The sequence below is a fragment of the Streptomyces ardesiacus genome (genome assembly GCF_003112575.1).
GTDB lineage: Bacteria > Actinomycetota > Actinomycetes > Streptomycetales > Streptomycetaceae > Streptomyces > Streptomyces ardesiacus.
The window spans coordinates 960,343-978,278 of record NZ_BEWC01000001.1; the positions used below are offsets into that span (position 1 = coordinate 960,343).

Sequence of the window (17,936 nt, forward strand, 5' to 3'; positions counted from 1 at the left end):
TGCAGTACGCGGGCCCGCTCCGCGTGGCCGAAGGGGGATCAGGCGGGCTTGAGTCCCGGCTCGCCCGCCTCGGTGACGAAGGACGCGGCGGTGGTGACGGCGGCGCCGGGCGTGCTGATGGCGGAGACCGTCCGGAAGTCGAGGTGGGTGGCCTGGCGGCCGAGTTCGGCCCGGACGTAACCGCGCTTGCCGTTGTAGAACTTCATGTGCGGATTGGCCTTCATGTACAGGTCCCAGTTGGCGGGCTTCTCCACGCCGTCCCGGCCGCTGGCCACCGAGGTGCAGGTGACTTCGGTGCCGACGGTGGCGGAGGCCGGGTCGTCGAAGTCCTCCTTGACGTCGAGGGCGTAGCCCACGTGCACGTCACCGGTGAGGATCAGCCAGTTGTCCACCCCGGCGGCCTTCGCCCCGGCGACCACCCGGTCGCGCGAGGCCCGGTAGCCGTCCCAGGCGTCCATGGAGAGCGCGGCGTCCGCGGTCACGTCGAACTTGCGCTGGGAGAAGCACACCTGCTGGGGCATCACGTTCCACAGCGCGGTCGAGCCCTTCCAGCCGTCGAGCAGCCACTGCTCCTGCGCGGCGCCGGTGATGGTGCGCGCCGGGTCGTCCGACTCGGCGCCGGGGGCGTGCGGCCGGTCGTCGTAGGCCTGGTCCGAGCGGTACTGGCGGGTGTCGAGGATGTCGAACTGGGCAAGCGTGCCCCAGTGCAGCCGGCGGTACAGGCGGGCGTCGGGACCCTGCGGCAACTGGGCCGCGCGCAGCGGCTGGTTCTCCCAGTACGCCCGGTAGGCGGCGGCCCGGCGCAGCAGGAACTCGGCCGGCGGGATGTCGTTCTCCGGGATGCTGCCCGCGTAGTTGTTCTCGGTCTCGTGGTCGTCCCAGGCGACGACGAAGGGGTGCGCGGCGTGCGCGGCCCGCAGGTCCCCGTCGGTCTTGTAGAGGGAGTAGCGCAGCCGGTAGTCCGCGAGGGTCATCGTCTCCCGGTTGAACACGTCGGGCAGCGTGACGTCGGTGTAGCGGCGCTGCCCGCCCTCGGAGTTCACCGCGTACTCGTACAGGTAGTCGCCGAGGTGGAACACCACGTCCACGTCGTCCTGGGCGACATGGCGGAGCACGGTGTAATAGCCGTCCATGTAGGCCTGGCAGGCGACCGCCGCGAGCTTCAGCGACGCCGCGGCGCTGCCCGCCGCCGGGGCGGTGCGGGTACGGCCGGCCGGGCTGAGCCAGGTGCCGGCGCGGAAGCGGTAGTAGTAGACGGTCCCGGGCGTGAGGCCCTTCACGTCCACGTGGACGCTGTGGTTGTACTCGGCGTGGGCGTCGGCGGTGCCCCGGAACAGGACACCCGCGAAGTGCTCGTCCAGGGCCACCTCCCACTCGACCGTGACCCGCTCCGTGCCCATCCCGCCGTCCTCCAGGAACGGCTCGGGCGCCAGCCGGGTCCACAGCAGCACCGAGTCGGGCAGCGGATCCCCGGAGGCGACACCGAGGGTGAAGGGGTCTTTGCTGATCCGGGCGGCGCGTTCGGGGGCGGCGACCGCGCCGCGGGCCGGCAGGTTGGTGGTGAAGGCGAGCGCGGCGGCGGCAGCGGTCACGGTGAGGAAACGCCGGCGGCCGAGGTGCCGGACGGCGGCGCCCAGTACGGCGTCGTGCGGGGAGAAGGCGTGCTCGGCCAGTGCGCGGGGACGGCCCGTGGGCGCCATCTGGTGTCCTCTCGTACAGCGGGGCGATGCGCGGACCCCGCATGCTAAGCAGATAAAACGCCCCAATCGGGCAGGGCTTGCGGAGTGATCACACAGGAGGAGGTACGCGCGTGTGGGCGCGGACCCCACGGGGCACCCGGGAGCCATGGCCAGGACACGGCGCTACGAGGTGGCGGCCTCCGGCCGCTGGTGGGACGAGGACGACGGCCGCTGGCTGCCGTCCGGCGAGGTGCACGCCTGGGAGCGGGGCAGGAACGAGACCGTGTGCGGACTGTCCCTTCACCGCTCCGGGCTCTCCCGTTTCCCGGCGGTCGTCTGGACGGACGTGCTGCCCGAGTCCGGCGGAGCGGCCGACGCCGTCCGCCGGGTCTGCCCGCGTTGCGCCGCCGCGGCCGGCCGCCGGGGCGCGGACTCGCGGCCCGCCTGGCGGCGCGTCAACCCGCGCCCGTAGGGGCCGGACGCGTGGTCCGGCCCCTCGGTGCGGGAGAGCGGGTGCCCCTTAGGACAGCGGCGAGCGGCTCACCCGGATCTTGGACTGGCCGTGCGGCCGCTTCTCCCAGTCGTCCATGAACCGCGCGTGCAGGTTGTGCTGGGCGGCGAGGGTGAGCAGGGTGTCCGTGCGGTAGTAGAAGTCCTCGCGGAGCACCTGGTGCTCGGTGCCCTCCGTCCGGTCGAAGGTGAAGTCGAAGAACCCCGTGCCGGTCAGGACACGGCCGACGTGCGCGAGGCACTCGTCGATGACGCTCAGCGGCGAGTGCGAGAAGACGCTGTGCGCGTGGATGACGTCGAAGTGGTCGTCGGGCAGGAACTCCAGCCGCAGGTCCCCGGTGATGGTCAGGTGGGGCAGCTTCGCCTGGAGCCCGCGCTCGGTCAGGGTCTTCTTGGCGGCGATCAGGATGTCCGGCGAGATGTCGATGCCGTAGTAGTGGCCGGTGTCGAGGTGGTCGATGAAGCGCCAGCCGCCGCGCAGGTTGCCGCAGCCGATGTCGAGCATGCGGTGCTCGGGGCGCAGCCCGTGCTCGACCAGGTAGTCGAACTGCATCTGCCCGAGCGCCAGCCAGCGGTCGTGGGTCCGGCTGCCGACCGCGGCCTCCGGGTTGCGCCGGGTGTCGGAGGCCATCACCGCCCGGTAGTAGCCGACGTGGTCGGGGTGCTTGACCCGCAGCCACGCGTCCCGGCCGGCCCGGCGGACGTAGGGGGCGACGCGCTCGGGGTGGCGTAGCGCGTACCCGACCTTGTGGGTGAGCGCGGCGCGGTTGCTGCGCAGCTTCTTCGGGGACTTGGCGTCCTTGGGCATGGGGACCTCCGTACGGATGGCTCGGAAGGTGGCTTCGTCGGGCAGTGGGACGGCGGACAGGGGCGGATCGGGCGGGCGGGGGCAGACCCGGCGAGCGGGGTCAGACCCGGCGGCGCAGCAGAAGGACGGTGACGAGGAGGAGGACGAGGGCGAGGCCGCCGAGCAGCGCCGTGTCGGCCCACTGGAAGGCCCAGTAGTCGCCGGCCGGATTGGCCTCGTAGTAGCGGGAGACATACCCGTGACCGGTCATGCACTCCCGCAGCTCCCGGCCGGAGGGGAAGGGGCACTCCGCCGCGGAGTCCCGGCGGCCGGAGCCGGTGATCAGGCCGTAGTGCCCCGTGGACCACTTGTCGCCCATCGGTTCCTTGGGCTGCCAGCCGTCGCTGACGTACCGGTGCGGCGGGACCAGCAGGCGGGCCCGGTGCGTCCACTGCACCAGCACCGCCACCGCGCCGGTGACCAGCAGCGTCCAGGCCGCCGCGGACAGCACCCGGCGCGTCAGCAGACCGGCGAGGGTGCCCACCGCCAGCCCGAACAGCGCGGCGGCCACCAGTGAAGGGCCCGAGCCGGTCAGCGCGGTGGCCTCGTACCAGAACACGCCGTAGCTGCGGTTGACGGCAGGCTCCCACCACCACCGGAACAGCAGGGCGAGCGCCCCGGACAGCACCGCCGTCCCCAGGGCCGCCAGGGCGAACCGGGAGGCGAACCACTGGGCGCGGCCGACGCCCTGGGACAGGACCATCTGGTGGGTGCCCAGTTCCCGGTCCCGGCCCAGCAGCGGGGCGCCCCAGAACACGCCGACCAGGACGGGCAGCACGAGATTGAGCGCGCCGAGCAGTCTGAGCGGCTCGACGTCCAGGAACTGGGGCAGCCCGTCCGGGGCCCGTGTGCAGTACAGCGGCCCCGGGTCGCAGTGGTCGAACAGCCCGCTGCGCAGATCGTCGAGCATGCCCGCGCGGAAGTACGCGGCGAGCGCGGCGGCGGCCAGCACGACCACGACGGCGCAGGCGACCAGTGCCCGTTGCTGGCGCCAGGCCAGCCACAGCGTCCCCTTCACGCCGCCGCCCCCTTCGCGCCACGGGTACCGTCCTGGAGGTGGCCGAGCAGGATCTCCTCCAGGCCCGGCCGCTCGACGTGCCAGGTGCCGCCGACCGGACCGCGCGGCCGGACCAGGGCGGTCAGCTGCCGTCCGTGCGTGCGGCGGTGCACCACGGTGTGCTCCCGCAGCGTCGGCTCCTCCTCGACGTGACCGGTGAGCAGGGCGTGGCCCTCGCGCAGCGCGTCGGCGTCCTCGCTCAGCTCCACCCGGCCGGCCCGCAGCAGCACCACCCAGTCGCAGGTCTGCTCCAGATCGGGCAGGACGTGCGAGGAGAGCACGATGCTCACCTCGCGCTCCGCCGCCTCGGCCATCAGCGTCGCCATGATCTCGCCGCGCACCACCGGGTCGAGGTCGGCGAGCGGCTCGTCCAGCAGGAGCAGTTCCGGCCGCTTGCCGAGCGCCAGGGCGAGCGCCACGCGGGTGCGCCGCCCCGGCGAGAGCTCGCCCACCCTGGCGGACAGGGCGATGCCGCCCTCGCGCACGACGCGCTCGGCGACCGGCTGGTCCCACGAGGCGTTCAGCCTGCCGCCCATGCGCAGGGTGTCGGCCACGGTGAAGCGCGGGTAGAGCGGCTTGTCCTGGGTCAGCAGGGCGACCCGCGAGCGGGCCGCGCCACCGCCCGGTGCGGCGCCCAGGACGCGTATCTCCCCGTGCGCGGGGCGCAGCAGCCCGCCGGCCAGGTGCAGCAGCGTGCTCTTGCCGGCGCCGTTGCGTCCGACCAGCGCGGTGATACGGCCGCGGGGCACCGTGAACCCGCACTCCCGCAGCGCCCACTCGCCACGCGCCCGGTAGCGGAACCCGAGTTCCGTGGCGTGCAGCGCGGCGGGCTCGTCAGGCCCGGTCATGCGTCCTCCTGTTTCCGTCCCCGGTCACCCGGGTCGTTCTCGTCCTGCCGGTGGTGCTCGTGCCCCCGGTCGTCCCGCCCGCTCCGCTCGTGCTCGTGCTCGTCGAGAGCCGCCGTGACCAGGGCGAGTACGTCGTCCCGCTCCAGCCCGGCAGCCAGGGCCCGTGCGACCCAGGCGGCGGCCTCCGTCCGCAGGGGCGAGTCGTCCTCCGCGCCGGGACGGGCCAGCGACCGCGTCACGAAGGTGCCGAGGCCGCGCCGGGAGCGGACCAGGCCGGCCTGCTCCATGTCGCGGTAGGCCCGGAACACGGTGTTGGGGTTGATGGCGGTGGCGGCGACGACCTCCTTGGCCGTCGGGAGTTTGTCCCCGACCCGCAGCACACCCATCCGGAGCGCCTGCTCCGTCTGCCGCACGATCTGCACGTAGGCCGGGATGCCGCTCTGCCGATCGATTCGGTACTCGACCACGTCACCTTCCATGCTTTCATTAATTCATTAGTAGAAGCATGATCACATCGCGTCCGGATGTCAAACGGCAAGGGTCCGCGGCAGCGGGATCTGTGACGGCGGGATCTGTGACGGCGGGCTCCGTGACGGCGAGATCCGCCGCGGTAGTGATTGGACTGTCTGTCCAGTCTCTGGACGTGTAGTCTGGGTCTTCCTTGGAGCCCGAGCCTGGAGGCACCGATGACCGACCCCGCCGCCCTGGACGCCGAACGCGACGCCGTCCTCGCCGCGCTGCGCCCCGTCGTCGAGGGGATCGCCGCGACGTTCGGACCGGTCTGCGAGGCCGTGCTCCACGACTACCGGACCCCCGAGCACTCGGTCGTGGCCGTCGCCGGGTCGGTCACCGGGCGGACCGTGGGCGGGGCGATGAGCGAGATCGGCATGCGCGTCCTGGCCCGCGGCGACGACGCGCGCGACGAGCTGAACTACGTCACGCGCACGCCCGACGGCACGCTGCTCAAGTCCTCCACCATGGTGCTGCGCGACTCCACGGACTCCGTCTTCGGCGCCCTGTGCGTCAACCTGGACGTCACCGCCGTCGACCGCGCGCACGCCCTCCTCGGCGCCCTCGCCGGCACCGCCGGCACCCCCGCCGAAGTACCGGCGACCACCTTCGGCGACGACATCGACGCCGTGGTCGAGGCCATCGTGGACGACCACCCGCTGCGCCGGGACACCAGCTGGGCGGCGCTGGACCGGGAACGGCGCCTGGAGCTGTTCCGCGACCTCGACGGGCGCGGCGTGTTCGCCGTGCGCCGCTCGGTCGAGCACGTCGCCGCCCGGCTCGGCATCTCCCGCGCCTCCGCCTACCACTACCTCTCCCAGGCCCGCGCCGCCCAGGGCCCGGCCGCCGACACCCCGTGAGGACACCCGTGACGCCCACCACCCCGCCGGTCACCCTCGACGACGTCCGCTCCGCCGCCGCCCGCATCGAGGGCGTCGCCCACCGCACCCCGGTGCTGCGCTCGCGCACCCTGGACGCCCTCGTCGGCGCCGAGGTCCGCCTCAAGTGCGAGAACCTCCAGCGGGTCGGCGCCTTCAAGTTCCGCGGCGCCTACAACGCGGCCTCACGTCTCGCGCCGGAGCAGCTCGCCCGGGGCGTCGCCGCCTACTCCTCGGGCAACCACGCCCAGGCCGTCGCCCTGGCCGCACGCGAGCTGGGCACCACCGCCGTGATCGTCATGCCCGAGGACGCCCCGCCCTCCAAACGGGACGCCACCACGGGCTACGGCGCCGAGATCGTCACCTACGACCGCTACACCGGCGACCGCGTGGCGATCGCCGAGGCGCTGGCCGCCGACCGGGGCCTGACCCTGATCCCGCCCTACGAGCACCCGCACGTCATCGCCGGCCAGGGCACCGCCGCCCTCGAACTGGTCGAGGAGACGGGGGAACTGGACGCGCTGGTCGCACCCGTCGGCGGCGGCGGCCTGATCGCCGGGAGCGCCACCGCCGTCAAGGGACTGCACCCCGGCACCCGGGTGATCGGCGTCGAGCCGGAGGCCGGTGACGACACCCGGCGCTCCCTGGCGGCGGGGCGTCGCGTCACCGTGCCCGTGCCGCGCACCATCGCCGACGGCCAGGCCCTGCCCACTCCCGGCGAGCTGACGTTCTCCGTCAACCGGCGCCTCCTCGACGGTGTCGTGCTGGTCTCCGACGACGAGATCAGGGACGCCATGCGGTTCGCCTTCGAACGGCTGAAGACCGTCCTGGAACCCAGCGGCGCCACCGCGCTGGCAGCCCTCCTCAGCGGCCGGATCGACGCCCTGCCCCGCCGCGTCGGCGTGATCCTCTCCGGCGGCAACGTGGACGCGGCCCGCTTCGCCGCACTCTGCGGCACGCCCCGCTGAGGCCGCGCGCTCCCCGGATGGCGCCGCCGAGTTGACAGGCGGACGATGGAGTGGTGGAGCCAGGGAAAGGAGAAGCGTCATGCTGGAGGCAAAGACGCTCGACAAGCCGGACGAGCGGCGCGACTTCCCGCGCGGCCACATCGAAGCCGTCCACATGGAAGGACTCGACTTCGCCGTCGCCACCTTCGAACCGGGCTGGCGCTGGTCGGAGTCCGTGGGGCCGATCGCCGGCACCGACAGTTGCATGATCCACCACAACTGCTACGTCGTGGAGGGACGCATGCACGTCCGCATGGACGACGGCACCGAGAGCGAGGTGGGCGCCGGCGACGTCTTCGTCTGCTCGCCCGGCCACGACGCATGGGTCGTGGGCGACGGAGCGTGCGTCGTGTACGACTTCGCGGGCAGCATGGCGAAGGAGTACGCCAAGGCCGACTGACGCGCCGACCGGCCGGAAAAAAGGAGGGGGCGACCGCCACGGCGGTCGCCCCCTCCCCTTCGCCCCGACCGGTCACGCGGCCAGCGTCACCGCCTCCGCCGCCGGTGTCCGCAGCACCCGCCGGGCCGTGCCCAGGCTCGTCCCCAGCGTCACCGCCGCCGCCAGCGCCACCATCGCGAGCCACACACCGAGGAACTGGTCGGGCAGCACCGCGTCGGTGCGGACCACCGTGAACGGCACCGCACCGGCCAGCGCGGCCACCGTGCCGAAGAACACCCCCGTCACCGTCAGGACCACTCCCTCGGCGGCCACCACGCCCAGCACCTGCGCCGGCGTCGCACCAGCCAGCCGCTGTTGACCGAATTCACGGGCGCGGTACGTCGTCGCCGCGTACAGCGAGTTGACCAGCATCACACAGACGAACACTGCGATGACGCCGACCACCGTGAGGTTCAGTGTCTCCAGGTTCTTGGCGTCGACCGACTTCACCAGGCCCGAGGCCTTCACCGCGTCGCTCTCCACCGCCTGCATCGTGACCGTCGCCGTCGACACGGCGGTGAACATGATCAGCGACACCAGGATCCCGGCCAACTGGTCCGTCCGCTCCCGCAGATTGCGCACGGCCAGCCAGCCGCTCGCACCGCTCAGCGGCAGCCGGTCCAGCACGCCCTTCAACAGCCGCGGCGACAGCAGCGCGAAACCCACCGACAGCAGGATCGCCCCGTAGGCCGGCGCCGCCATCAGCGTCTCGTCCGTCGCCGAGAACAGGAAGGTGGAGCAGGCCCCCGCGGCCCCGGTGGCCAGCGCCGCGTACGCCAGGTACCGCTTCGCCCCGGCCCGCTCCCGGCGGCCCCGCGTCACCCGCCGCACCGCCAGGAACGCGGCGCCCGCCGACGCGAGCAGGGTGACGGCCACGCCGCTCAGCAGTGCGACGGGCCCGAAGGAGTGGTCCACGGACCGTGCCACCTGGCCGCTGTCCTGGAACATCCCCAGCAGCGCCCGCCCGCCGAGCACGGCCGGCCCGATCGCCGACGCCGCGCCCACCAGGGCCACGACCGCCGCCTCGCCCACCACCATGCGTTTGATCTGCGCGGGCGTCGCGCCCGAGCAGCGCAGCAGCTCCAGCTCGGCGGTGCGCTGACGCACGTTGACCGTCAGCGTCGAGGCCACCGCGAAGAACACCAGCAGGGTTCCGTAGCCGCCCACGACCCCCGCCGTCGTGCCCAGCGTCTGCGAACTGACCGGGTCGACGCCGTCCTGCCCGGCCGTGTCGTGCATCGAGTTGAACGTCATGATGATCGCCGCCCCCAGAAAGGCGGACAGCAGCGTCGCGAGGAAGCGTCCCGGACGTCGCCGGATCGACCGGAGAGCCAGTGTGAACATCGCTCACACCCCCACCGGCATGTCGTCGCCCAGGTGCGCGAGGCGCTCCGCGACCGCGTCCGGGCTCGGCGACTCCATCCGCCCCGCCAGCCGGCCGTCGGCGAGGAAGACCACCGAGTCGGCGTACGACGCGGCGACCGGGTCGTGCGTCACCATCACCACGGTCCGCCCGTGCACCCGCACCGCCTCCTGGAGCAGGAGCAGCACCTGCCGCGCGCTGCGGGTGTCCAGCGCGCCCGTCGGCTCGTCCGCGAAGATCACCCGCGGTTCGGTGACGAGGGCCCGCGCGATCGCCACCCGCTGCCGCTGACCGCCCGAGAGCTGATCGGGCCGGTGGCCGAGCCGGTCCCCGAGACCGACCGACGTCAGGATCTCCCGTGCCCGATTCCGGTCGACGCGCCGCCCGGCCAGCTTCAGCGGAAGCACCGTGTTCTGCGCGACGGTCAGCGTCTCCAGGAGGTTGTACTGCTGGAACACGAACCCGACCCGGCCGCGCCGGAACCTCGTCAGTTCCGCCTCGCCGCCACCCGTCAGCTCCTTGCCGTCCACGCACACGATGCCGCCGTCCGGCCGGTCGAGGCCCGCCGCGCACTGCAGCAGCGTCGACTTGCCCGAGCCCGACGGCCCCATCACCGCCGTGAACGTGCCGCGCGCCAGGCTCAGGGTCACCCCGTCCAGCGCGGTCACGGCGTTCTCCGCCGAGCCGTAGGTCCGCCTCACCTTGACGAGCCGGAGGGCCTCGGGGGCGGGGCCCGGTCGCCGCGTGTCCCGCGCTCCGGAACGAAACATCGTCATCACCTTCCGTACGGCCCGCCCGGTGCGGTGCCTCGTGGAAGACGCTACGGAGCGCGGGCCTGGGCCACACGGGGCGCAGAGCCCGTATCCCGGGGTGTACTCAGCGACACCCCGGCGGTGCTACGAGCCGCCCAGCAGCACCACTTCCAGGGTGCGGGGCCCGTGCACCCCCTCGACCCGGTCCAGTTCGATGTCGCTGGTCGCCGACGGTCCGGAGATCCACGTCAACGGGCGGGCCGGGTCGAGGCGTTCGAGGGCCCGGGGGACCGACGGGACCACCTGGTCCGGCACGCGCACGACGCAGACGTGATGGTCAGGGACCAGGGTGATGCGGCGGCGGCCCTGGTCGGGGGAGCCGTCCAGGACGATCGTGCCGGTCTCGGCGACGGCCACGGCGCAGCCGGTGACCACACTGTCGACCTCGTCGAGTTCCGGAGCCGTGCTCGCCGCCAGGTCCTGGACCAGGGTCACGTCGGCGGCCGCCGTCCACTGCGCCGGCAGCCCCGGCGGCACCACCACGGTCCGCGACCCGTGCGCGGACAGGAGACGGGCGAGCAGCCCGGGCAGCTCCTCCTCCGCGCACCGGTGCACGATCGCCCGGTAGTCCGCCAGGTTCTCGGCGAGCAGGTCCACCGTCTCCGCGACGGACCGCTGCCCGTGCTCGCGCAGATAGTCCCGGGCGACGGCCTCCTCGTAGGGCCGTGCGTCGGCCGGCACGTCCGCCAGCGCCCGCCGTACCCGCCCCAGAACGCGTTCCCTGCTGCTCACTTCGCCCCGTCCTTTCCGCCGCGCGTGCGCTGCCACCAGTCCCGGAACGGCTCCGCGGGCACCGCCGGCAGGTCCCGGCTGCCGCTCCACGCCCGCCCGGGACCGGGCAGCGTGCGCGGATGCAGGCGCCGGGTGCGCGAGGCCAGGCGCTGCCCGGCCCGCAGCGCGCCCGGGCGGGTGAACGCCCACTGCGCCGCCCGCATCGCCGCCCGCTCGGCGGCGTGCCCCTTGGCGGGCTTGAGCACCACCCGGTTGCCGCCCCGGACGGCCGGGCCGCCCTGCACCACCCGCTCGCGCAGGTGCACCAGCACCTCGGGGATGTCGATGGCGACCGGGCACACCTCGTAGCAGGCCCCGCACAGCGAGGACGCGTACGGCAGCGAGGCGTCGATCTCACTGCCGGTGCCCCGCAGCTGGGGACTGAGGATGGCGCCGATCGGCCCCGGGTAGACCGAGCCGTAGGCGTGGCCGCCGGCCCGCTCGTACACCGGGCAGACGTTCAGGCAGGCCGAGCAGCGGATGCAGCGCAGCGCCTGGCGGCCGACCTCGTCCGCGAGGGTGTCGGTGCGTCCGTTGTCCAGCAGGACCAGGTGGAAGGTGCGCGGGCCGTCCTCGTCGGTGGTGCCGGTCCACATGGACGTGTACGGGTTCATCCGCTCGGCCGTCGAGGAGCGGGGGAGGGTCTGCAGGAAGACCTCCAGGTCCTGCCACCTCGGCACGATCTTCTCGATGCCGACGACCGAGATCAGCGTCTCGGGCAGGGTCAGGCACATCCGCCCGTTGCCCTCCGACTCCACGACCACCAGCGTGCCGGTCTCGGCGACGACGAAGTTGGCTCCGGAGATACCGACCTTGGCCCGCAGGAACTTCTCCCGCAGGTGCAGCCGGGCCGCCTCCGCCAGTTCGGCGGGCGTGTCCGTCAGGTTCTCGGGCGCGGGACGGCCCCACTCGCTCATCTCGGAGCGGAAGATGTCCCGGATCTCGCCCCGGTTGCGGTGGATGGCGGGCACCAGGATGTGCGAGGGCCGGTCCTTGCCCAACTGCACGATGAGTTCGGCGAGATCGGTCTCGTAGGCGTGGACGCCCCGCGCCTCCAGGGCCTCGTTGAGGGCGATCTCCTGCGTCGCCATCGACTTGACCTTGACCACCTCCGACTCGCCGGTCTCCTCGACCAGCCGGGCGACGATCTCGTTCGCCTCGTCCGCGTCGGCGGCCCAGTGCACCGTGCCGCCGGCGGCCGTGACCGCCTCCTCCACCTGCACCAGGTACCGGTCGAGGTGGCGCAGTGTGTGGTCCTTGATCTGCTTCCCGGCCTCGCGCAGCGCCGCCCAGTCGTCCAGTTCGGCGACCGCGCGGGCCCGCTTGTCCCGGATGGTGCGGGTGGCGTGGCGGAGGTTGCCGCGCAGCGTCGTGTCGCGCACCGCCTCCCGCGCCGCCCGCGGAAAGGCCGGCATCCCGACGAAGGTCCCGCTCATGCGGCCACCGCCTCCTCGGTGCTCGCCAGGATCTCCGCGATGTGCACCGGCCGCATGCCCGTGCGCAGCCGGGCCATGGTGCCGCCGATGTGCATCAGACAGGAGTTGTCGGCCGCGCACAGCACGTCCGCGCCGGTGGACTCGGCGTTGCGCACCTTGTCCGCGCCCATCGCCGCCGACACGTCGGAGTTCTTCACGGCGAAGGTGCCGCCGAAGCCGCAGCACTCCTCGGCGCCCGGCAGTTCCACCAGTTCCAGCCCCTTCACCGCCTCCAGCAGCCGCCGCGGCCGGTCGCCCAGGCCGAGGCTGCGCAGCCCGTGGCAGGTCGGGTGGTACGTCACCGTGTGCGGGTAGTACGCCCCCACGTCGGTCACCCCGAGCACGTCCACGAGGAACTCCGTCAGCTCGTACGTCTTCGGCACCACCGGCGCCAGCACGGCCGCGAGCGTGTCCCCACGCCCTTCCGCCCGCGCCCGCTCGCCCATGCGCGGGTACAGCTCCCGCACCATCGCGCCGCAGGAGCCCGAGGGCGTCACGATCGCCTCGTAGCCCGCGAAGACGTCGGCGAAGCGCCGGGCCAGCGGCTCGGCCTCGTGCCGGTAACCGGTGTTGTAGTGCGCCTGCCCGCAACACGTCTGGGCCGTCGGGAAGTCGACCTCGACGCCGAGGCGGGTGAGCAGCCTCACCACGGCGCGGCCGGTGTCCGGATAGAGCGTGTCGTTGACGCAGGTCAGGAACAGAGCGACACGCATCGCGGCTCCTTGTGGCTCGGTCGTCGGATGAATGATGAGTGCAGGCTAGTCGGCCGATCGGACTGTGGGGAGCCCCGGTTCACCGGTCGGCGAGTCGGGCCTCGGCCGCCCGCCAGCGCGCCGTGTCGCCGCGCGGTTCGTAGCGGGCCGGCGACTGGGTGCGGGCCAGCAGCCGGCGCATCCCGCCGAGGTCGCCGACCAGACCCTGGGCGCGGGCCTGCACCAGGACGTTGCCCAGCGCGGCGGCCTCGGTCGGCCCCGCCACCACCGGCAGCCCGCAGGCGTCGGCGGTCAACTGGCACAGCAGCGCGTTGCGGGTGCCGCCGCCGACCACGTGCACCACGTCGACGGGGTGCCCGGCCAGCCGCTGGGCGTCCGCCACGGCCCTGCGGTGGGCCAGCGCCAGCGAGTCGAGGATGCACCGGGTCACCTCGGCGGGCGTCCCGGGCACCGGCTGCCCCGAGTCGCGACAGGCCGCGGCGATCCGCTCCGGCATCCGCCCGGGCGCCAGGAAGGCCGCGTCCCCCGCGTCGACCACCGACCGCAGCGCCGGCACCCGCGCCGCCTGAGCGAGCAGCCCGCCGAGGTCCGGGTCGCCCCAGGCGCGTACGCACTCCTGGAGCAGCCACAGACCCATGATGTTGCGCAGGTAGCGGACGGTGCCGTCCAGACCGAGTTCGTTGGTGAAGTTGGCGGCCCGGCTCTCCTCCGTCAGCACCGGTGCGGTCAGTTCCAGGCCGGCCAGCGACCAGGTGCCGGTGCAGATGTAGGCGAACCGCTCGTCCACGGCCGGAACGGCGGCCACCGCGGAGGCGGTGTCGTGCGAACCGACCGCCGTCACCGGCACCGGACCCGTCAGCCCCGTCTCCTCCAGCACCTCGGGCCGCAACAGTCCCGCCGCGTCACCGGGCCTGCGCAGCGGCGCGAACAGGCCGAGGTCGATCCCCAGCCGGTCCGCCACCTCGCGCGACCAGTCCCGGGTGCGGGGGTCGACGAGCTGGGTGGTGGAGGCGTTGGTCAGCTCCGTGCCCTGCTCGCCGGTCAGCCAGTACGTCAGCAGGTCCGGGACGAGCAACAGCCGCCGGGCCGCCGCGAACTGGGCCGTGTCCCGGGCGGCGACGAGCTGGTACAGGGTGTTGAAGGGCGCGTACTGCAGCCCGGTCGCCGCGTACAGCTCCCCGGCGGGCAGCGAGGCCCACACCTGCTCGGGGACGCCCTCGGTGCGGGCGTCCCGGTAGTGCACGGGGTTGCCGAGCAGCGCCCCGTCCGCGTCCAGGAGGCCGTAGTCGACGGCCCAGCTGTCCACGCCCACCGAGTCCACCGGCCCGGCCGCCCGCAGCCCGTCCAGCACACCGGCGTACAGCGCGAGGACGTCCCAGCGCAGCCCCTCGGGCGTGCGGACGGGCCGGTTCGGGAAGCGGTGCGCCTCGGTCAGCTCCAGCCGGTCGGGGCCGACGCGGCCGACCATGACGCGCCCGCTGGACGCGCCGAGGTCGACCGCCGCGTACGACCCGGAGTCCCCGGTCCTCATCGCAGGAACGCGGCGGCGACGCCGGCGTCGACCGGGACGTGCAGGCCGGTGGTGTGGGTCAGGTCGCCCCCGGTCAGCGCGAACACGGCGTTCGCGACGTGCTCGGGCAGCACCTCGCGCTTGAGCAGCGTCCGCTGGGCGTAGAACTCGCCCAGCTTCTCCTCCGGCACCCCGTACACGGCGGCGCGCTGGGCGCCCCAGCCGCCCGCGAAGATCCCGGAACCGCGCACCACGCCGTCGGGGTTGACGCCGTTGACCCGGATGCCGTGCTCGCCCAGCTCGGCGGCGAGCAGGCGCACCTGGTGGGCCTGGTCGGCCTTGGTGGCGGAGTAGGCGATGTTGTTCGGACCGGCGAACACGGCGTTCTTCGACGCGATGTAGACGATGTCGCCGCCCAGCTCCTGCGCCGTCATCACCCGGGCCGCCTCGCGCGAGACGAGGAAGGAGCCCCGGGCCATGATGTCGTGCTGGAGGTCCCAGTCCTTCGCCGTGGTCTCCAGGAGCGGCTTGGAGACGGAGATGCCCGCGTTGTTGACCACCAGGTCGACCCCGCCGAAGGCGAGCACGGCCGCCTTGAAGGCGTCGGCGATCTGTTCCTCGGAGGTGACGTCGACGGTCACGGCGACGGCCTTGTCGTCCCCGCCCAGCTCTTCGGCGACCTCGGCCGCGTTCTCGGCGTTCAGGTCGGCGACGACGACGCACGCGCCCTCGTCGACCAGCCGGCGCGCGATCGCCCTGCCGATCCCGCTGCCCGCGCCGGTGACGAGCGCGACGCGGGTGGCCAGCGGCTTTGGCTTCGGCATCCGCTGGAGCTTGGCCTCCTCCAGCGCCCAGTACTCGATGCGGAACTTCTCCGACTCCTCGATCGGCGCGTACGTCGACACCGCCTCCGCGCCGCGCATCACGTTGATCGCGTTGACGTAGAACTCGCCGGCCACGCGCGCGGTCTGCTTGTCCTTGCCGAAGCTGAACATGCCCACGCCCGGCACCAGCACGATCGCCGGGTCCGCGCCGCGCATGGCGGGGGAGTCCGGCTCGGCGTGCCGCTCGTAGTAGGCGGCGTACTCCTCGCGGTAGGCCGCGTGCAGCTCCTTGAGCCGGGCGACGGCCTCGTCCAGCGGCGCCGTCGGCGCCACGTCCAGGACCAGCGGGCGCACCTTCGTCCGCAGGAAGTGGTCCGGGCAGGAGGTGCCGAGCGCGGCGAGCCGCGGGTGCTCGGCGCGCGCGAGGAAGTCGAGGACGACGTCCGCGTCCGTGAAGTGCCCGACCTGCGCCCGGTCCCGGGACGCCAGACCACGGACGTACGGTGCCAGCGCCGCCGCCCGCTCCCGGCGCTCGGCCTCGGGCAGGGCCGCGTACCCCTCGATCACCGGACCGAACGGCTCGGCCTTGCCGCGCTCGGCCAGGAAGTCCTCGGCGGTACGGATGATGTGCAGCGAATGGCGCTCGCACTCCTCGGAGGTGTCGCCCCAGGCGGTGATGCCGTGCCCGCCGAGGACGCAGCCGATCGCCTGCGGGTTGGCCTCCTTGACGGCCGCGATGTCCAGCCCGAGCTGGAACCCGGGCCGCCGCCACGGCACCCACACCACGGTGTCCCCGAAGCACTCGGCGGTCAGCTTCTCGCCGTCCGCCGCACAGGCCAGCGCGATCCCGGAGTCCGGGTGCAGGTGGTCCACGTGGGCGGCCTCGACCAGCCCGTGCATCGCCGTGTCGATCGAGGGCGCGGCACCGCCCTTGCCGTGCAGGCAGTAGTCGAAGGCGGCGACCATCTCGTCCTCGCGCCCGACGCCCGGGTAGACGTCCTTGAGCGCCCGCATCCGGTCCAGCCGCAGCACCGCGAGTCCCGCCTCGGTGAGCGTCCCGAGGTCCCCGCCGGACCCCTTGACCCACATCAGCTCCACATCACCCCCGGTGACGGGATCGGTCGCGGTGCCCTTGGCGGACGCGTTGCCGCCGGCGTAGTTGGTGTTGCGCGGATCGGCGCCGAGCCGATGGGAACGGGCGAGGAGGGCGGAGGCCTCGGGGTGGGATGTCATGACGGAGCCTTTTCGATCGAGGGCGGCGATGCGCCCCTGCGAGGGGCGTGGGGCGGTACTCATGTGCGGCTTCGCCGCGTGGGCGCGACCAGCCACGTGCGGTCCGCGGTCCGCGGACAACGGAAAACCGGCAGACGCCTACGCCCCCCACCCGGCCTGCTCGCCGCCCACCCGCTCGGCCACGACCCTCTCGGCCCAACCGGACGCCCGGTACGCCTTCATGGGCTCGGGGTCCAGCCCCGACTCCTCCCGCACCTCCCGGAGAAGCGGACGCACGTCCGAGTTGTACGCGTCCATCAACACCGCGTTCGCCTCCAGGACGTCCCCGGCGGCCTGCGCCTCGGCCAGGGCCGAAGCGTCGACCAGCAGCGCCTTGGCCGTGGCCTCCTGCACGTTCATCACGGACCGGATGATCGCCGGGATCTTCGCCTCGATGTTGTGGCACTGGTCGAGCATGAACGCCACGTCGGACGTGAACCCGCCCCCGCGCACCACCTCGTACATGATGCGGAACAGCTGGAACGGGTCGGCCGCCCCGACCATCAGGTCGTCGTCCGCGTAGAAGCGCGAGTTGAAGTCGAACCCGCCGAGCTTCCCCTCCCGCAGCAGCGTCGCCACGATGAACTCGATGTTGGTGCCGGGGGCGTGGTGCCCGGTGTCGACCACGACCTGCGCCTTCTCGCCCAGCTTCAGGCAGTGGGCGTACGCGGTGCCCCAGTCCGGCACGTCGGTCGTGTAGAACGCCGGCTCGAAGAGCTTGTACTCCAGGAGCATCCGCTGCCCCTCGCCGAGCCGCTCGTACACCTCGGCCAGCCCTTCGGCGAGTCGGTCCTGCCGGGAGCGGATGTCGTCCTGCCCGGGGTAGTTGGTGCCGTCGGCGAACCACAGTTTCAGGTCGCGCGACCCGGTTGCGTCCATGATGTCGACGCACTCCAGCAGGTGGTCGACGGCCTTGCGGCGCACCGCGGCGTCGGGGTGGCAGATGCTGCCCAGCTTGTAGTCGTCGTCCTGGAAGGTGTTGGAGTTGATCGCGCCGATCCGCACGCCCCGCTTCTCGGCGTGCGCCGCCAGCGCGCCGTAGTCCTCGACCCGGTCCCAGGGGATGTGCAGGGCCACGGTCGGGGCCACGCCGGTGAACTCGTGCACCTTCGCCGCGTCGTCCAGCTTCTCGAACGGGTCGCGCGGAACGCCGGCCTGGGCGAACACCTTGAAGCGGGTGCCCGAGTTGCCGTACGCCCACGACGGCGTCTCGACGGACTGGGTCTTGAGCGCGGCCTTCACCGCGGCGAGCTCGGTCACTTCGGCGCTCCTGTGGCATCGGGTCGTGGCCCGCTGTGAGCACGACCGTGGATGAAACGATTCAGAACGCGAAGTTATGAGCCCCATGAAGGGGTGTCAACCCTTCGCACGGCTCCGGCACTCCGTGACTCCGTCGTGACCTTTGGAGATCGAAATTTTTT

The 17,936-nt window shown here is 73.0% G+C and carries 17 protein-coding genes; 4 read left to right on the plus strand and 13 right to left on the minus strand.

Features of this window, described 5'->3' with window-relative positions; all coding sequences use genetic code 11:
- Positions 1–38: 38 nt before the first annotated feature.
- Positions 39–1,700 (minus strand): alkaline phosphatase D family protein, encoded by a 1,662-nt coding sequence (locus Sdi02f_RS04030; RefSeq protein ID WP_030399567.1) that lies wholly within the window; start codon positions 1,698–1,700, stop codon positions 39–41.
- Positions 1,701–1,845: 145 nt separating this feature from the next.
- Here Sdi02f_RS04030 and Sdi02f_RS04035 point away from each other — a divergent pair, with 145 nt between their 5' ends.
- On the plus strand, positions 1,846–2,151 hold the full coding sequence (locus tag Sdi02f_RS04035; protein ID WP_030399568.1) for a hypothetical protein: 306 nt from the start codon (positions 1,846–1,848) through the stop codon (positions 2,149–2,151).
- A gap of 48 nt (positions 2,152–2,199) precedes the next feature.
- Here the strand turns inward: Sdi02f_RS04035 and Sdi02f_RS04040 are convergent, their stop codons facing one another.
- From Sdi02f_RS04040 to Sdi02f_RS04055, 4 genes are all read right to left on the minus strand, one after another.
- Complete coding sequence (locus Sdi02f_RS04040) at positions 2,200–2,997, minus strand: class I SAM-dependent methyltransferase (RefSeq protein ID WP_030399569.1); 798 nt, start codon at positions 2,995–2,997, stop codon at positions 2,200–2,202.
- A 100-nt stretch (positions 2,998–3,097) separates the two neighbouring features.
- On the minus strand, positions 3,098–4,054 hold the full coding sequence (locus Sdi02f_RS04045) for an ABC transporter permease (protein WP_030399570.1): 957 nt from the start codon (positions 4,052–4,054) through the stop codon (positions 3,098–3,100).
- Positions 4,051–4,941, minus strand: coding sequence for an ATP-binding cassette domain-containing protein (locus Sdi02f_RS04050; protein WP_030399571.1), 891 nt, complete (start codon positions 4,939–4,941; stop codon positions 4,051–4,053). Before Sdi02f_RS04050 ends, Sdi02f_RS04045 begins: the two co-directional genes overlap by 4 nt.
- Positions 4,938–5,420 (minus strand): GntR family transcriptional regulator, encoded by a 483-nt coding sequence (locus Sdi02f_RS04055; RefSeq protein WP_030399572.1) that lies wholly within the window; start codon positions 5,418–5,420, stop codon positions 4,938–4,940. Before Sdi02f_RS04055 ends, Sdi02f_RS04050 begins: the two co-directional genes overlap by 4 nt.
- 207 nt (positions 5,421–5,627) lie before the next feature.
- Here Sdi02f_RS04055 and Sdi02f_RS04060 point away from each other — a divergent pair, with 207 nt between their 5' ends.
- The 3 genes from Sdi02f_RS04060 (at position 5,628) to Sdi02f_RS04070 (ending at position 7,736) form a co-directional block, all read left to right on the plus strand.
- Positions 5,628–6,311 carry a helix-turn-helix transcriptional regulator gene (locus Sdi02f_RS04060; protein ID WP_030399573.1) on the plus strand — a complete coding sequence of 228 codons (684 nt, stop codon included), beginning with the start codon at positions 5,628–5,630 and terminating at the stop codon, positions 6,309–6,311.
- Between the two features lie 8 nt (positions 6,312–6,319).
- Positions 6,320–7,297, plus strand: coding sequence for a pyridoxal-phosphate dependent enzyme (locus Sdi02f_RS04065; RefSeq protein WP_030399574.1), 978 nt, complete (start codon positions 6,320–6,322; stop codon positions 7,295–7,297).
- Between the two features lie 79 nt (positions 7,298–7,376).
- Complete coding sequence (locus Sdi02f_RS04070) at positions 7,377–7,736, plus strand: cupin domain-containing protein (protein WP_030399575.1); 360 nt, start codon at positions 7,377–7,379, stop codon at positions 7,734–7,736.
- Between the two features lie 72 nt (positions 7,737–7,808).
- Here Sdi02f_RS04070 and Sdi02f_RS04075 read toward each other — a convergent pair whose 3' ends face one another.
- The 8 genes from Sdi02f_RS04075 to rhaI form a co-directional block, all read right to left on the minus strand.
- The gene (locus Sdi02f_RS04075; protein WP_030399576.1) at positions 7,809–9,119 is read right to left on the minus strand and encodes an FtsX-like permease family protein; all 1,311 of its coding nucleotides are present in this window, start codon (positions 9,117–9,119) and stop codon (positions 7,809–7,811) included.
- Positions 9,120–9,122: 3 nt separating this feature from the next.
- Positions 9,123–9,914, minus strand: a complete 792-nt coding sequence (locus tag Sdi02f_RS04080; protein WP_037798792.1) for an ABC transporter ATP-binding protein — start codon at positions 9,912–9,914, stop codon at positions 9,123–9,125.
- Positions 9,915–10,034: 120 nt separating this feature from the next.
- Entirely contained in the window at positions 10,035–10,682 is a 648-nt protein-coding gene (locus Sdi02f_RS04085; RefSeq protein ID WP_030399578.1) for a LutC/YkgG family protein, read from the minus strand.
- Complete coding sequence (locus Sdi02f_RS04090; protein WP_030399579.1) at positions 10,679–12,157, minus strand: lactate utilization protein B; 1,479 nt, start codon at positions 12,155–12,157, stop codon at positions 10,679–10,681. Before Sdi02f_RS04090 ends, Sdi02f_RS04085 begins: the two co-directional genes overlap by 4 nt.
- The gene (locus tag Sdi02f_RS04095) at positions 12,154–12,909 is read right to left on the minus strand and encodes a (Fe-S)-binding protein (RefSeq protein WP_030399580.1); all 756 of its coding nucleotides are present in this window, start codon (positions 12,907–12,909) and stop codon (positions 12,154–12,156) included. Before Sdi02f_RS04095 ends, Sdi02f_RS04090 begins: the two co-directional genes overlap by 4 nt.
- Before the next feature lie 79 nt (positions 12,910–12,988).
- Positions 12,989–14,440, minus strand: coding sequence for a rhamnulokinase (locus Sdi02f_RS04100; RefSeq protein WP_030399581.1), 1,452 nt, complete (start codon positions 14,438–14,440; stop codon positions 12,989–12,991).
- Positions 14,437–16,476, minus strand: coding sequence for a bifunctional rhamnulose-1-phosphate aldolase/short-chain dehydrogenase (locus Sdi02f_RS04105; protein WP_030399582.1), 2,040 nt, complete (start codon positions 16,474–16,476; stop codon positions 14,437–14,439). The genes Sdi02f_RS04100 and Sdi02f_RS04105 overlap by 4 nt, the downstream gene beginning before the upstream one ends.
- A 138-nt stretch (positions 16,477–16,614) precedes the next feature.
- Positions 16,615–17,775: an L-rhamnose isomerase gene (rhaI, locus tag Sdi02f_RS04110; RefSeq protein ID WP_030399583.1), complete on the minus strand. Its 1,161-nt coding sequence runs from the start codon at positions 17,773–17,775 to the stop codon at positions 16,615–16,617.
- Positions 17,776–17,936 lie beyond the last annotated feature (161 nt).

Coding starts and splice junctions, on each gene's coding strand:
- Sdi02f_RS04050 (WP_030399571.1), bottom strand. CDS start 4,941: ATGACCGGGCCTGACGAGCCCGCCGCGCTGCACGCCACGGAACTCGGG.
- Sdi02f_RS04060 (WP_030399573.1), top strand. CDS start 5,628: ATGACCGACCCCGCCGCCCTGGACGCCGAACGCGACGCCGTCCTCGCC.
- Sdi02f_RS04030 (WP_030399567.1), bottom strand. CDS start 1,700: ATGGCGCCCACGGGCCGTCCCCGCGCACTGGCCGAGCACGCCTTCTCC.
- Sdi02f_RS04035 (WP_030399568.1), top strand. CDS start 1,846: ATGGCCAGGACACGGCGCTACGAGGTGGCGGCCTCCGGCCGCTGGTGG.
- Sdi02f_RS04105 (WP_030399582.1), bottom strand. CDS start 16,476: ATGACATCCCACCCCGAGGCCTCCGCCCTCCTCGCCCGTTCCCATCGG.
- Sdi02f_RS04075 (WP_030399576.1), bottom strand. CDS start 9,119: ATGTTCACACTGGCTCTCCGGTCGATCCGGCGACGTCCGGGACGCTTC.
- Sdi02f_RS04070 (WP_030399575.1), top strand. CDS start 7,377: ATGCTGGAGGCAAAGACGCTCGACAAGCCGGACGAGCGGCGCGACTTC.
- Sdi02f_RS04100 (WP_030399581.1), bottom strand. CDS start 14,440: ATGAGGACCGGGGACTCCGGGTCGTACGCGGCGGTCGACCTCGGCGCG.
- Sdi02f_RS04040 (WP_030399569.1), bottom strand. CDS start 2,997: ATGCCCAAGGACGCCAAGTCCCCGAAGAAGCTGCGCAGCAACCGCGCC.
- Sdi02f_RS04090 (WP_030399579.1), bottom strand. CDS start 12,157: ATGAGCGGGACCTTCGTCGGGATGCCGGCCTTTCCGCGGGCGGCGCGG.
- Sdi02f_RS04080 (WP_037798792.1), bottom strand. CDS start 9,914: ATGACGATGTTTCGTTCCGGAGCGCGGGACACGCGGCGACCGGGCCCC.
- Sdi02f_RS04095 (WP_030399580.1), bottom strand. CDS start 12,909: ATGCGTGTCGCTCTGTTCCTGACCTGCGTCAACGACACGCTCTATCCG.
- Sdi02f_RS04055 (WP_030399572.1), bottom strand. CDS start 5,420: ATGGAAGGTGACGTGGTCGAGTACCGAATCGATCGGCAGAGCGGCATC.